The 13,943-nt window shown below is 72.6% G+C and carries 14 protein-coding genes; 6 read left to right on the forward strand and 8 right to left on the reverse strand.

The window, feature by feature from the left end; genetic code table 11:
* The first annotated feature begins 173 nt into the window (after window positions 1-173).
* Window positions 174-1,370 carry a histidine kinase gene (locus ABZ877_RS14755; RefSeq protein WP_361069845.1) on the forward strand — a complete coding sequence of 399 codons (1,197 nt, stop codon included), beginning with the start codon at window positions 174-176 and terminating at the stop codon, window positions 1,368-1,370.
* Window positions 1,371-1,398: 28 nt separating this feature from the next.
* On the opposite strand, the gene ABZ877_RS14760 is transcribed toward ABZ877_RS14755, so the two are convergent.
* Both ABZ877_RS14760 and ABZ877_RS14765 read right to left on the reverse strand, forming a co-directional pair.
* Complete coding sequence (locus ABZ877_RS14760; protein ID WP_361069848.1) at window positions 1,399-1,884, reverse strand: hypothetical protein; 486 nt, start codon at window positions 1,882-1,884, stop codon at window positions 1,399-1,401.
* A 155-nt stretch (window positions 1,885-2,039) separates the two neighbouring features.
* Complete coding sequence (locus ABZ877_RS14765; RefSeq protein WP_361069851.1) at window positions 2,040-2,576, reverse strand: sigma-70 family RNA polymerase sigma factor; 537 nt, start codon at window positions 2,574-2,576, stop codon at window positions 2,040-2,042.
* 268 nt (window positions 2,577-2,844) lie between these two features.
* Here ABZ877_RS14765 and ABZ877_RS14770 point away from each other — a divergent pair, with 268 nt between their 5' ends.
* Window positions 2,845-4,005, forward strand: a complete 1,161-nt coding sequence (locus ABZ877_RS14770) for a CapA family protein (RefSeq protein WP_361070008.1) — start codon at window positions 2,845-2,847, stop codon at window positions 4,003-4,005.
* A gap of 27 nt (window positions 4,006-4,032) precedes the next feature.
* Here ABZ877_RS14770 and ABZ877_RS14775 read toward each other — a convergent pair whose 3' ends face one another.
* The 3 genes from ABZ877_RS14775 to ABZ877_RS14785 form a co-directional block, all read right to left on the reverse strand.
* A complete protein-coding gene (locus tag ABZ877_RS14775) occupies window positions 4,033-5,481 on the reverse strand; it encodes an amino acid permease (protein WP_361069854.1) in 1,449 nt (482 codons plus the stop codon).
* Between the two features lie 97 nt (window positions 5,482-5,578).
* A complete protein-coding gene (locus ABZ877_RS14780; RefSeq protein WP_361069857.1) occupies window positions 5,579-6,040 on the reverse strand; it encodes a universal stress protein in 462 nt (153 codons plus the stop codon).
* Between the two features lie 59 nt (window positions 6,041-6,099).
* Complete coding sequence (locus ABZ877_RS14785; protein ID WP_361069860.1) at window positions 6,100-6,750, reverse strand: class F sortase; 651 nt, start codon at window positions 6,748-6,750, stop codon at window positions 6,100-6,102.
* A gap of 181 nt (window positions 6,751-6,931) precedes the next feature.
* Here ABZ877_RS14785 and ABZ877_RS14790 point away from each other — a divergent pair, with 181 nt between their 5' ends.
* Entirely contained in the window at window positions 6,932-7,186 is a 255-nt protein-coding gene (locus tag ABZ877_RS14790; protein ID WP_361069862.1) for a hypothetical protein, read from the forward strand.
* 24 nt (window positions 7,187-7,210) lie between these two features.
* Here ABZ877_RS14790 and ABZ877_RS14795 read toward each other — a convergent pair whose 3' ends face one another.
* From ABZ877_RS14795 to ABZ877_RS14805, 3 genes are all read right to left on the reverse strand, one after another.
* Complete coding sequence (locus ABZ877_RS14795) at window positions 7,211-7,720, reverse strand: hypothetical protein (RefSeq protein WP_361069865.1); 510 nt, start codon at window positions 7,718-7,720, stop codon at window positions 7,211-7,213.
* A 145-nt stretch (window positions 7,721-7,865) separates the two neighbouring features.
* Entirely contained in the window at window positions 7,866-8,627 is a 762-nt protein-coding gene (locus ABZ877_RS14800; protein WP_361069867.1) for a hypothetical protein, read from the reverse strand.
* A gap of 17 nt (window positions 8,628-8,644) precedes the next feature.
* Entirely contained in the window at window positions 8,645-9,253 is a 609-nt protein-coding gene (locus ABZ877_RS14805) for a hypothetical protein (RefSeq protein ID WP_361069870.1), read from the reverse strand.
* 250 nt (window positions 9,254-9,503) lie between these two features.
* Between ABZ877_RS14805 and ABZ877_RS14810 the strand changes: the two genes are divergently transcribed.
* From ABZ877_RS14810 to ABZ877_RS14820, 3 genes are all read left to right on the forward strand, one after another.
* A complete protein-coding gene (locus ABZ877_RS14810) occupies window positions 9,504-10,475 on the forward strand; it encodes an SCO0930 family lipoprotein (protein WP_361070011.1) in 972 nt (323 codons plus the stop codon).
* A gap of 259 nt (window positions 10,476-10,734) precedes the next feature.
* Window positions 10,735-11,550, forward strand: a complete 816-nt coding sequence (locus ABZ877_RS14815; protein WP_361069873.1) for an SAM-dependent methyltransferase — start codon at window positions 10,735-10,737, stop codon at window positions 11,548-11,550.
* Window positions 11,547-13,694 (forward strand): EAL domain-containing protein, encoded by a 2,148-nt coding sequence (locus ABZ877_RS14820; protein ID WP_361069876.1) that lies wholly within the window; start codon window positions 11,547-11,549, stop codon window positions 13,692-13,694. Before ABZ877_RS14815 ends, ABZ877_RS14820 begins: the two co-directional genes overlap by 4 nt.
* Window positions 13,695-13,943 lie beyond the last annotated feature (249 nt).

Consider the following 13,943-nt stretch of genomic DNA (forward strand, 5'->3'; position numbering starts at 1 on the left):
CGCGCAACAACCACACCCCCCACGGCGAGTGGGGCTTTTCAGGGGCGCGAGGAACGGCGCGAGCAACCACGGTCAACCGCCACCCGCAACACACCCCCACCTCCCACGGCGAGTGGGGCTCGCACCCGCACCCGCAACACACCCCCACCCCCCACGACGGAAGGCCACGCCCAGTGACCGGCACCGTCACAGCAACCCTCCTGGCCCTCTGCCCCGCCCTCCTGGTCGCAGGGTTCCTCATAGGCAGACGCTCCGCCCACCCCACAGGCCGCAGCGACGTAGGCACCCCCGTGGAACGCGCCACCTTCGAAACCCTGCACACCGCCTCCCTCGCCGCCCCGGCCCTCCGCGCGGGCCTCACGCAGGACACGGCCCGCAAATCGGCCCGCCACCTGCGGACGCTCCTCGGCACGGACGCCCTGGCCGTCACGAACCGCTCCACGGTCCTGACCTGGGACGGCACGGCAGAGCACCCGCACACCCCCCACGTCATGCCGCACGTCACCCCGGCCCTCGCCGGAGGCGGCCGCTCCGTCGCGTTCGACTGCGGCTGCGACGACCTCGACTGCCCCCTGCGCTGGGCGGTGGCGGCCCCGGTGGTCGCGGACGGCCGTGTCCTGGGCGCGGTCGTCGCCTACGCGCCCCGCGAGTCCGCCGTGCTGGCCCGCGCCACGGACGAGGTGGCCCGCTGGGTCTCGGTCCAGCTGGAACTCGCCGAACTGGACCGCTCCCGCACCCGTCTGATCGAGGCCGAGATCAAGGCGCTGCGGGCGCAGATCTCCCCGCACTTCATCTTCAACAGCCTGGCCGCGATCGCCTCGTTCGTCCGTACGGACCCGGAGCGCGCCCGCGAACTGCTCCTGGAGTTCGCGGACTTCACCCGGTACTCGTTCCGCCGCCACGGCGAGTTCACGACGCTCGCCGACGAACTGCACTCCATCGACCAGTATCTGGCCCTGGTCCGCGCCCGCTTCGGCGACCGTCTCTCCGTGACGCTGCAGATCGCCCCGGAGGTCCTCCCGGTCACGCTCCCGTTCCTGTGTCTGCAGCCCCTCGTGGAGAACGCGGTGAAGCACGGTCTGGAGGGCGCCGTGACGAACAGCCGCATCATGATCGGGGCGACGGACGCGGGCGCCGAGGCCGAGGTGGTGATCGAGGACGACGGCGTCGGCATGGACCCGGACGAGCTGCGGGCCATCCTGCGCGGCGAGGGCGGGGCCTCGCACGGCATCGGCCTGTCGAACGTCGACGAACGCCTGCGGCAGGTCTTCGGTGACGCGTACGGCCTGGTGATCGAGACGGGCGTCGGCGCGGGCACGAAGATCACGATCCGCATCCCGAAGTACCGCGCCGGAGTCCACGTCCCCTGACGGAGCCCGCCCGGCCCGCCCGGCCCGCTCAGAACAGATGGATGGCCAAGTGCCCGAGCGGCAGCCCAAGTTGCCACGCCGGGGTCCACACCTTCGGCCCGTCCTCCTCGTCCGGCACCGGTACCGCGTCGAGGTCCGGCGCGAGCAGTTCGGTCTCCTCCAGCCACCGCCACGCGGCGGCGGCCAGCTCCAGGTCGGCCGAGGGGCACGCGGCCCGCTCCGCGAACCGCTCCCGCACCCACTCCTGCCACGGCTGGTCGTAGGCGGTCAGCGACGACCACGTCTCCAGCTGGGACACCACCCGGATCCCGGACAGTTCGTCGTCCGAGTCGGACAGGAAGATCGTCAGGGCGAGCGCGTCGCGCCCGGCCCGGAACTCGAAGGACGTGGGGGGCATCAGGTCCCCGGTACGCAACAGCTCGTCCGCGATGTACTCGGCGTACAACCACGCCATGGGAACGACGAGTTCCCCGCCGTCGGCGCCCGAGGCACCGCCCTGGCTCTCGTGCAACATTCCTTCCTGCCTTCCTCCGGTCCGTGCGCTTCGCCGGCCCCCGGGCCCCACCCGTGCATCTCGTCCAACTCGCCGGGGAGGACAGCGGATTACTCAACCGAGGAACCACGGTGCCGAGCAAGGCGCTTTACCGATACTTGACCCGACCCACAGTTTCACCGCAGGTCAGGCGCGTATCCGGGAAGCACCCTGCGCAGCGCGCGCAACGCGTAGTACGCGCGGGACTTCACGGTACCCGGGGGGATGCCGAGGGCTCGCGCCGCCTCCGCCACGCTGGCGCCCTTGAAGTAGACCTCGAGCAGCACGGCCCGGTGCTCGGGGCTGAGCGTGGCCACCGCCTCGCGCACGTCGAGCGCGGCGGCGGACCGCTCGGCGTGGTCGGCGCAGACCCGCGCGCTCTCCAGGACGGCGTCGCCGACCTCGGCGGGCCGGGCGAGCCGCGCCCGGCGCGCGTCGATCGCGAGCCGCCGCCCGACCGTGAACAGCCAGGGCCGCACCGACTCGTACCGCGCGTCGAGCGCCTCGGGGTGCTGCCAGGCCCGTACGTACGTCTCCTGGACCAGGTCCTCCGCGCGCTGGCGGTCCCCGTCGCACAGCCGCAGCAGGAACGAGAACAGCGGCCCGCCGTGCTCCCGCTGGACCTGGGCGAGGTCCTCCTCAGGGGTCGTGGATGTCGTGAACGCCGTCGTCATGCGCGTATGCCAGCGCAGGGTGCCGGTCCCGCCCAGAGGGCACGCGCGGCTCTGCGGCAGGCGGTCGATGCCGTCGGTGAGCGGTGCGGTGAACGGGCCGGGTGGCGCAGCGCGACACCACCCGTTCAGGGAGGCGCCCGGTATGGAGGCTTGCGCCCGCTTCATCACTATATGCCTATACGGAGATGTGTACGGCGAAGAACTACCCCCGGGGCGCGTCCGCTGCCGCCGGGCCCGCACGTCCCGAGGAGCCCGACCGATGAGACGGATGGCACGGAGTACGCGCGGCACGGCCGGGGCGTGCCTGGCCGCGCTGCTCGCCCTGGGCGCGGCCTGCGCCGCCCCCGAGGCCCCACCGCCCCGAGCCCCGCGCCCCGCCGCCACGGCCCCGGACGGGGGCTTCACCCTGGTCGCGTCCGGCGACGTCCTCCCGCACAGCTCGATCATCAGACGGGCCCGCGCCGACGCGGGCGGCCACGGCTACGACTTCCGCCGCATGCTCGCCGGTGCCCGCTCGGTGATCGCCCCGGCCGACCTGGCGATCTGCCACATGGAGACGGTGTACGGGGCGCCGGGCGACTACAGCGGCTACCCGGTGTTCAGGTCCCCGCCGCAGGTCGCTGCGGGCCTGCGCGCCACCGGCTACGACGCCTGCTCGACGGCCTCGAACCACACCCTGGACGCCGGTGCCGCCGGGGTCGCGCGGACCCTGGAGGCCCTCGACCGCGCCGGGATCGCGCACGCGGGTTCGGGCCGTACGGCGGCCGAGGGGCGCGGCCCGGCGAGGCTGCGCGCGGGCGGCGCCGAGATCGCCCATCTCGCGTACACCTACGACACGAACGGCTACGCGCAACCGCCGGGCCGCCCCTGGACGGTCAATCTGATCGACCGTCGAAGGATCGTCGCCGACGCCCGCGCGGCACGGCGGGCGGGCGCCGACGTGGTGGTCGTCTCCCTGCACTGGGGCACGGAGTGGCAGGACGAGCCGAACGAGCAGCAACTGACCCTCGGCAGACGACTCACCGCCTCCCGCACGCGTGGCCGCCCCGACATCGATCTGATCCTCGGCACCCACGCCCATGTCCCGCAGGCGTACGAGAAGGTCAACGGGGTGTGGATCATCTACGGCATGGGTGATCAGATCGCGGGCGCGATGATCAACCACGAGGGCGCCGACGACGTCCGCGGCAACCTGGGCACGATCGGCCGCTTCACCTTCGACCGCCCCGCCCGCCCCGGCGCGCGGTGGCGGGTGACGAGGGCCGCGTTCGTCCCCATGTGGTTCGATCCCGGCACCGGCCGCGCGGTCAACCTGAACAAGGCCCTCGCCCGGGGAGCGGGCGGCGACGTGCGCGCCCTGCGCGACCGGATCCGCCGCACGGTCCTGAGCCGGGGCGCCACCGGGGACGGCCTGCTGATGGGGGAGTGACCGCCCGCGCCCCGGCCCGCTCCCCGCCTAGACCCGGTCGTCCGACGGGGTGGTGTCCCGCGCCAGCTCCGACCTCTTGTACGAGTAGCCGAAGTAGACGACGAGCCCGATCACGAACCACACGGCGAACCGCACCCAGGTCTGCCACTGCAGGAACGTGATCAGCCAGATCGAGAAGACGACGCCCACCGCGGGCACGACCGGCATGCCGGGGGTGCGGAACGTACGGGGCAGGTCCGGGCGGCGATAGCGCAGGACGATCACCGCGACGCAGACCACGACGAACGCAAGGAGGATGCCGATGTTGGTCAGCTCGGCCGCCTCGCCGATCGGCAGGAATCCGGCGATGAGGGCCGACGCGACACCGACGATCCACGTCACACGTGTGGGCACGTGTCGCGTCGGGTGCGTCTTCGCGAACCACTTCGGCAGCAGTCCGTCGCGGGACATGGAGAACCACACCCGGGTCACACCCAGCATGAAGGTGAACATGACGGTGAGGATGCCGATGATGGCGCCCACCGCGATCACGTCCGCGAGCCCGCTCAGCCCGGCCGCCTTGAACGCCGTCGAGAAGCCGCTCTCCGGGTCGATGTCCTTGTAGTTCTGCATGCCGGTCAGGACCAGGCAGGCCAGCACGTAGAGGACCATCGAGATGGCGAGCGAGTACAGGATCGCCTTCGGCATGTGGCGTTGCGCGTCCTTGGACTCCTCGGCCGCCGTCGACATGGCGTCGTAGCCGAAGACCGCGAAGAACACGGTGGCCGCGCCCGTGAACGCGCCGCTCACACCGAACGGGAAGAAGGGTGTGTAGTTGCCCGTGTCGATGTGGAAGAAGCCCACGCCGATGACGAGCAGCACCACGAGCACCTTGAGGACGACGACGACCGTCTCGAAGCGGGCCGCGTTGCGGATGCCCAGGGTGAGCAGATAGGCGATCAGCAGGCACAGCACGGCGGCGAACAGGTCGACCTTGTGGCCGTCGCCGGTGCCGGGCGCGCCCAGCATCCAGTTCGGCAGGTCCAGGCCCATCTCGCCGAGCAGGAAGCTGAAGTACCCCGAGATGCCGATGGCGACGACCGCGACGATCGCCGTGTACTCCAGGAGCAGGTCCCAGCCGATGAACCAGCCCGCGAGTTCGCCGAGGACCGCGTAGCCGTAGGTGTACGCGGACCCGGCCTTCGGGATGAGGCCCGCGAACTCGGCGTAGGAGAGGGCGGCCGCCGCGCTCGCGACGCCCGCGATGAGGAAGGAGAGGAGGACGGCCGGGCCCGCCGTGCCGTTGGCGACCGTGCCCGCGAGGGTGAAGATGCCCGCGCCGATGATCCCGCCGACGCCGATTGCGGTGAGCTGCCACAGCCCGAGCGAGCGCGTGAGCTGCGAACCGCCCGCCGCGCCCTCGGTGTCGTCGATCTGTTCGATGGGTTTGCGGCGCAGCACGCCCTGTCCCATGCGCGGGCGTGGGGGAACGGCCATGAGCTCACCTCTTCGCGGACGTGACGGCTGACGGCCGATCATGATGCACCCGCGACGGCGGAGACGGAAGACGACGCGCTCTCCCCGCACTGGCCCCTTAGGGCACGACCGTCACAGGCCAGCGGCCCGCCTTCACCAGGCGGACCGCGACCGAGCCGACGATGCGATGGCCGGCCTGTTCGGAGGCGCCGACCACGACCGCGTCGGCCTTGAGTTCGTCCGCGGCGGTGACCAGGCCGTTGAAGGGGTCGCCGCGGAAGGTGTGGAACTCCCAGCGCACGTCGTATATGTCCTTGACCCGCTCCGTGGCCTCGCGGATCTCCGCGATGAGGCTTTCGGCGATCTCGTCGGTCGTCTCCGCGACGGGGACGCCGAGCGCGGCGCCGCCCGCGAGGACGGGCTGCACGTAGACGACGGCGAGCAGCGCACGCTGGCGCCGGGCCAGCCCTCCGGCGTACGCGGCGGCGCGGAAGGAGGAGTCGGAGCCGTCGACCCCGACCACGATCACCTTGGGCCCGTCGGTGCCGCGCTCGAACTGGTGTGGCTGCTGATCGGTCACGCGCAGAGGCTAACGGAAACCGCAGGTGACGAGAGAGCCGGGGCGCCGGGCGCGCGGGGTCAGCGACCGGGGACGAGGCGGGCGAAGACGACGACGTTGCTGTCGTAGCCGTGCCGGCGCGAGTAGCCGCCGCCGCAGGTGATGACCCGCAACTCGGGTGCGCCCCGGGAGCCGTAGACCTTCCGGGCGGGGAAGTGCGCCTTGTCGAAGACCTCGACGCCGTAGACCTCGAACACGGCGGTCCCGCCGTCGGCGCGCACCACCTCGACGTGGTTGCCCTTCCTCAGGGAGCCGAGCCCGTAGAAGACGGCGGGCCCGCGGACCGTGTCGACGTGGCCGACGACGACGGCGGTGCCCCGCTCGCCGGGGGAGACCGCCCCAGTGAACCAGCCCGCCAGGTTCGGGTCCTCGGGCGGCGGCGCCTCCACCCAGCCCGCCGCGTCCCGCCCGACCTGGGTGACGGGCGCGTCCACCTGTATTGCGGGCACCCGTACGCGCTCCGGCGGCGAGAACGGCAGCGGCGCGGCGGCCCGAGCGGGGGTGTGCGCGTCCGCCGCGGCGGCCGACGCGGGCTGCGGCGGGCCGGAGTCGGTCTCGCCCGTGCCGTTGCGGATCAGCGCGACACCGGCGAGCAGCACCAGGGCGAGGACACCCCACGGCGCCCGCCCCCGCGCCGGCCCCGCCTCCTCGTCGGACCCTGTGGCGGACATCGGCTCATCCCCTTCCCGGCGCGGCGGCGCGGCGGCGAGGTCCACGCCCGGTGCGCCATCCGGCCCAGCCCCGACATGCGGGACCGCGCACGCCGTCCGATGGTGCGTCTGACAACTGTTCGCTGTTCCGTCCACGTCCCCGGCGCCCTCGCCCGGGTTCGCTCACTCGAGGAGGATTCACATGCGTTGCACCCGGACCCTGACCCTGTCCGCCGTCGCCGCCGCTGCCGCGGTCGCGCTGGCCGCCCCCGTCGCGTCGGCCGCGGCCGAGCCGCACGAGCACGTCCGGCACGGCCGCGACAGCGACGACCTCGACGGTGCGCGCCGCCCGGAGGCCACCCCCGCCGACATGGCGATCGGCGGCGCCCTCGTCGCCTCCGGGCTCATCGGCGGCGGCGCGTTGTGCCTGCGCCGCCGCTCGGAGGGCAGAGCCTGAGGGGCTACGGGGCCGGGCGCGCCGTCAGCTCTCGTCGTCGCCGGTGCGGCGGCGCGCGCGCCAGTAGGCGGTGCCGAGCGCGCCGGTGAGCAGGGCCGCGCCGAGTCCGATCTCGCGGAGGTCGAACCCGCCGACGCTGCCGCCGGCGCCCGCGTGGACGCCGTGGTCGGCGGGCTGCTGCGTGGGCTCGTCGGCCCGCCCGCCCGTGATGGTGAGGTCCACGGACCGGTCGGGGCGGCCCTCGCAGGAGAACCGCACCGCGTACATGGCTCCCTGTTTGGCGTCCCAGTCGACGGTGACCGTCTTCGTACCGCTTCCGCTGCCGAGCTGGACGGTGTCGAAGATGCCCGCGGTCACCGTCGTCCCGCCCGGACAGCCGCTCTGGCCGAGCGTCACCCGGCCGCCCGCGGGGACGGTGGTGGGCGAGACGCTGACGTCAAACGGCTGCTCGTCCGCCGCCGAGGCGGGGGACGGGGCGAGGGTGAGCGCGGTGAGGCCGAGCACGGCGGCGGAAGCGGCGCGTATCGCGTGCATGGGGTTCCTCCGGGTCCACGAGGGGCAGCCGCGGACCGTTCCGCCCGCTGGGGACAAGCACCTCGCTGACCGAAACCCTATGGATTGCCCCGAATGGGCGCGATTTTTGTCGGGCGAACGGGCGACGAGCCCCGCGTTCCCGGGCTCATCCGGCCCCGGGGAAGAGCATCAGGAACGGTTCCGCGGTGGCCGCCACACCACGGCTGTAGGGGGCGTCGAAGTCCCAGATGAGGAAGAGCAGGAACGCGATCAGGGACGAGAAGAGGCCGGCCAGGACGATCTCGCGGCGGGTGCGCCGGATCTGCAGCGCGAAGATCATGCCGATGGTCACGAGGGCGCCGACGATCAGGCCGAACCAGACGACGCCCGGCATCGTGGCCCCGGTCGAGTCCGCGCGGGCGTTGCGCGCGTCGTCCGCCGCCGTCACCTGGTCCAGGAGCGGCTGGTACGCCTGGGCCTGGAAGTCGTTGCGCGGCTCGAAGTCCGTGACGTCGTGGCGCACCTTGTCGAGCAGCCGCGCGCCCTTGTCCGTCAGCTCGCCCTTGGACCGCATCGCGTGCCACTCCGTGGTCACGACATGGCTGACATAGGTGTCGACATCCGCCCGGATCCGGTCACGGACGTCGGCGGGGTAGACCCGTACGCGCTCATGGATCTCGTGCAGCGCCTGCGCCTCGTTGCGCACATGGTCCTCGGCGGCACTGCGCGCCTCCCAGGCGCCCGCGATGGCCAGGCCGAGGACGATCGCGTAGACCACCCCGATCATCATCGTCATGTACTCGATGACGTCCGGTGTCTCGGAGGGATCGTCGTCCTCACCGATCCTCCGCTGTTGCAGGACCTGGACGACGAGGACGACCCCGCACACCGCGATCATCGCGAGGGCGAGAACAAGCCATTCCGACATGGAATCTCCACACAAATTCAGCGGGGGCGCAGCGCGGCGACCGCGAGGACCGCGGGCGCGGTGATGAGCAGGGTGAGCGTGACGATGGACGGCCCGTTGCGGGGCGGTGCGCGGTGCACCGCGGGCCGGTGGACGGGGTAGTGGACGGCCTTCGGCCCCGGTTCCGGCGGTGTCGGCTCGGGCGTGGGCCTGGGCTTCGGCGTCGGCCGGGGCTTCGGTGCGGGCGCGGGCGGCGGCGGGGGAGCGGGCTTCGCGGGCGCCGCCCGCGGGGGCGACGGCTTCGGCGCGGGTGGCGGGGGCGGTTCGGGCGCCGGGGGCGGCGGGAGAACGGGCGGCGGCGGGGCCGGTTTCGGCGGTGGTTTCGGCGTCGGCGGCGTGGGAGGCGGCGGCTTGGGCGTCGGCTTGTGCGGCGGGGGCGTGCTGGGCCCCGCGCTGCAGTCCACGTCGGAACCCGCGACCGCGACGGCGCCGCCGCCCGCCCCGCCGTCGACCGAGGCGTACGCGCAGCTGTCGGCCGGGGCGAGAGCGGCCGCTGCCCCGGCCGGCGCGCCGCACAGCCAGGCGGCGGCCACCACCGCGAGGGCTCGGGTGACCAGGGCGGACCTGGCCCGCTTCGTTCGATGCACGACGGAGATGATGAGCAACCGCGCGCTACGACGCGCCGTCCTTCCGCCGCAATGCCCCGAACGAGGGGAACGGGAGCATTCGGGGTTTGCGCCCCGGCGTGTCCCCCGTCCGGGTGGCGGGCCCGGGAGACACGCGCCGCGACAATTCTCGGCCCGCGTTGAACGCACCCACCGTCCCCGCCCGTACCTAGGGCCATGTGCGGGCCCAACCGGGTTCCCGCAACACCCCAGTTACACACGGGAGTTGACGATGAAGACCTCCTGGCGGAACGCCTCGCTCGTAGCGACAGCCGCTGCCCTGCTCGCGCTGACGACGGCGTGCGGTCAGGACAAGGGCGACACGGCCGCGAACGGCCAGAACGTCGGCAACGCCGCACCCGCGCAGGGCGGTTACGGCTCGAACGGATACGGCTCCGACGGGTACGGCTCGTCGGGCAAGGAGGGAGCGGACGCGGCCGCCGCCCCCAAGGCCAAGGCGGCCGGGCAACTGACCGTGTGGGACAGCAAGAAGCTCGGCAAGGTCGTCACGGACAGCGCCGGATTCACGCTCTACCGCTTCGACAAGGACACGGCGCAGCCGCCCAAGTCGAACTGCGACACGACCTGCCTGAAGGCATGGCCGGCCGTCCCGGCGAGCGGCGCCAAGGCCGCGCCCGGCGTCGACGACGCCCTGATCGGCGAGGTCACCGCCGCCGACGGCACCAAGCAGCTCACCATCGACGGCTGGCCGATGTACCGCTACGCCATGGACACCGCCCCCGGCGACGCGAAGGGGCAGGGCGTCGGCGGCACCTGGCACGCCGCCGCCCCCGACGGCAAGAAGGCGAGCCCGGCCGCCGCGGCGCGCCCCGCCGACCTCAAGGGCCTGTCCACGCGCAAGGACCCGAAGCTCGGCGAGATCGTCGTCGACAAGAACGGCATGACCGTCTACCGCTTCCTGAAGGACTCGGCCTGGCCGATCAAGTCGAACTGCCTCGGCGCCTGCGCGAAGAAATGGCCGGCGGTCGCGCCCGTAGCCAAGAACGACACCCAGAACATCCCCCTCAAGGGCTACATGACGTTCGACCGGCCCGACGGCACCCAGCAGCAGACCCTGAACTGCTGGCCCGTGTACACCTTCTCCGGCGACAAGAAGCCCGGTGACACCAACGGCCAGGGCGTGGGCGGCACCTGGTACGCCGCCGCGCCCGACGGCAAGCCGGTGGGCCGCCCCGCGCAGTAGCGCGCGGAGAGCCGCCTGACGATCGGTCGAGGGCCGGTCCGTTCCCCGTACGGCCATGAAAAGGTCGTGCGCCGGGAACGGGCCGGTTCTTTTCGGCTGGGTAAGGGGCGGTTTCGGAGCGGATCCGCATCTTCTCCCCTGGCACGTGCCGCAGGCAGTGACCGAGAACGGATGGTCAATTTCCGTTTTGGCTCGTACCTTTGGCGGCTGATCAGTAGCCTCTGCTCGAACACCGGCTCGCCTAGCCTTGGAGACAGTGATGGATCGTCCTGCCTGGGCCCCGCAGGGCATCGACATCTCGGTGCCCAGCGTGTCCCGGATCTACGACTACTACCTGGGCGGTTCGCACAACTTCGAGGTCGACCGGGAGGCCGCCCGCAGGGCCATGGAGTTCCTGCCGGGCCTGCCCAAGATCATGCAGGCGAACCGGGCGTTCATGCGGCGCGCCGTCCGGTACGCCGTCGACGAGGGCATCACCCAGTTCCTCGACATCGGCTCCGGCATCCCCACCTTCGGCAACGTCCACGAGGTGGCGCAGCGGGCGAGCCCCGGCGCCCGCGTGGTCTACGTCGACCACGACCCGGTCGCCGTCGCGCACAGCCGGGCCGTCCTCGACGGCAACCCGGACACCGCCGTCGTCGCCGCCGACCTGCGCAAACCGCGCGACATCCTGCGCAGCCCCGAGCTCACGGGACTGCTCGACCTGGACCGCCCCGTGGCGCTGCTCCTCGTCGCCGTCCTGCATTTCATCGAGGACGCCGACGACCCGTACGGGGCGGTCGCCGCACTCGGCGAGGCGCTCGCCCCGGGCAGCCTGCTGATCATCACGCACGCCACCTACGAGGGCATGCCGATACCCGAGGAACAGGCCGGCCAGGCGGTCGACGTCTACCGCGACGACGTCCGCAACCCGCTCGTCATGCGGGACCGCGAGCAGATCGGACGGTTCTTCGAGGGGTACGAGGTGGTCGAGCCGGGCATCGTGCCCATGCCGGTGTGGCGGCCGCAGACCGCGCCCGAGGACGAGGACCCGTTCACCTTCGCGGGCTATGTGGGAGTGGGGCGCAAGCCGTGAGCACAGAGCCGGGCGGACCGGAGGACAGACTGCGCAGGTTCGCCACGATCTGGAGCCGGGCGATCTACCCGGTGACGGCGACCTCACTGACCCGGCCCGAGTTCGAGCAGGAACTCGTGCCGCTCGCCCGCAGGCTGCGCGACGCGCTCGCCGCACGGGCCCTCGACGCCGCGCAGGGCCAGGCCGTCGGCGCCGCCCTCGTCGACGCGCACTGCACCGACCCCGAGGCGCTCAGCCGCACCCTCGACGTCGTCGACGCCTACCTCGTCCTGTACTGCGGCGAGGAAGCGCGCACCCCCGAGCGCGAGGACGACCTGCGGGCCCGCTGCGCCCGCCTCCAGCACACCGTCGCCGCGGGCTTCGCCGCCGCCCTGCGCGAGCGGACGCTCGCCGAGCAGGAGGCCATCTCGGTCGCCGCGCTCAACGCCCGCAGCGCCGTCGCCGAGGCGCTCCACGCCAGCGAGGCCCGGTTCCGCGCCGTCTTCCACGGCGCCGCCATCGGCATCAGCATCGCCTCCCTCGACGGTACCGTCCTGGAGGTCAACGACGCCCTCGTGCGGATGTTCGGCGGCGCCGAGGGGATGCTGCGCGGGCGCAACGTCGCCGAGTGGACCCACCCCGAGGACGCCCCGCAGGTCTGGCACCTCTACCACGAGCTGGTGCGCGGGGAACGCGAGCACTACCGCGTCGAGAAGGCGTTCCACCGCCCCGACGGCACGGCCCTGTGGACCAACCTCACGGTCTCCCTGCTCCGCGACGCCGACGGCGTGCCCCAGTACCAACTGGCGCTCCTGGAGGACACCACCGAGCGCCGCCTGCTCAACCTCCGCCTCCGCTACGAGGCCACCCACGACGCGCTCACCGGACTGCCCAACCGCACCCTGTTCTTCGAACGCCTGGAGAAGGTGCTCGGCGCGGGCGAGGGCATGCGCTTCGGCCTCTGCTACCTCGACCTCGACGGCTTCAAGACCATCAACGACAGCCTCGGCCACGCCGTCGGCGACCGGCTCCTCGTCGAGGTCGCCGACCGGCTCCAGGCCTGCGCCACCGCCCCCGGCGAGATGGTCGCCCGGCTCGGCGGCGACGAGTTCGTGGCGCTCACCACAGGCCGCGACACCGAGGCCGAGGTCGACGACCTCGCCGACCGCATCATGGGCGCCCTCGCCACCCCGATCCGCATCGACAACCGCGAACTCACCGTGCGCGGCTCCATCGGCATCGTCGAGGGCCCCGTCGGCGACCGCAGCCCCGCCGAAGTGCTCCGCAGCGCCGACATCACCATGTACCGCGCCAAGTCCGCGGGCGGCAACCGCTACGAACTGGCCGACCCCGAGGCCGACGCCCGCGCCATCACCCGGCACGGGCTCACCACCGCGCTGCCCGCCGCGCTCGACCGCGGCGAGTTCTTCATCGAGTACCAGCCCCTCGTCCACCTCGGCGACGGCAGCGTGCGCGGCGCCGAGGCGCTCGTACGGTGGCGCCACCCGCAGCACGGCATCCTCGGGCCCGACCGGTTCATCCCGCTCGCCGAACACACCGGGCTCATCGTGCCGCTCGGGCGCTGGGTCCTGGAGGAGTCGGTCCGCCAGGCCCGCACCTGGCAGCAGCGGCACGCCGACGCGGGGCCGCTCCGCATCAACGTGAACCTCTCCCCGATGCAGCTCACCCACCCCGGCCTCGTCTCCGACACGGTCGACATCCTCGAACGGTCCGGGCTCGCGCCCGGGGCGCTGTGCCTGGAGGTGACGGAGTCGGCGCTGATCGGGGCGGACGACGACCTGCTGAAGCCGCTCCGGCGCCTGTCCGAGATGGGCGTCGACATAGCCCTGGACGACTTCGGTACGGGCTATTCGAACCTGGCGAACCTGCGCCGCCTGCCGGTGAACGTCCTGAAGCTCGACCGGTCCTTCACCCAGGGCATGCAGCAGTTCCCGGCGGATCCGGTGGACCTGAAGATCGTCGAGGGGATCGTGTCGCTGGCCCACTCCCTGGACCTGGCCGTCACGGTCGAGGGGGTCGAGACGGGGGCGCAGGCCGAGCAGTTGCGGGAGCTGGGCTGCGACACGGCCCAGGGCTGGTACTACGCCCGCCCGGGCCCGCCGGACCGCCTCCACGAACTGGCCCTCGCCGACGCGACCGGCTAGCCGCCGCGGACCCGTTTTGCGGTGCGGGGTCGGGTGAGCGTCTGCCATGCGCGGCCGTGTGCCGGGTGCGGCTTCCGTCGTGGCTGGTCGCGCAGTTCCCCACGCCCCTGAGCGTCTGCCCCCTCGCGCCGCCTTCCACGCGCGGCTTGCGTCGTGGTCGCTCGCGCAGTTCCCCGCGCCCCTGAAGGCATGCGGCTTCGCCGCGCCTTCATCGGGCAATGGCGCACGAAGTGCGCATTGCAGGGGCGC

The organism is Streptomyces sp. NPDC046939 (assembly GCF_040644575.1).
Classification (GTDB): Bacteria; Actinomycetota; Actinomycetes; order Streptomycetales; family Streptomycetaceae; genus Streptomyces.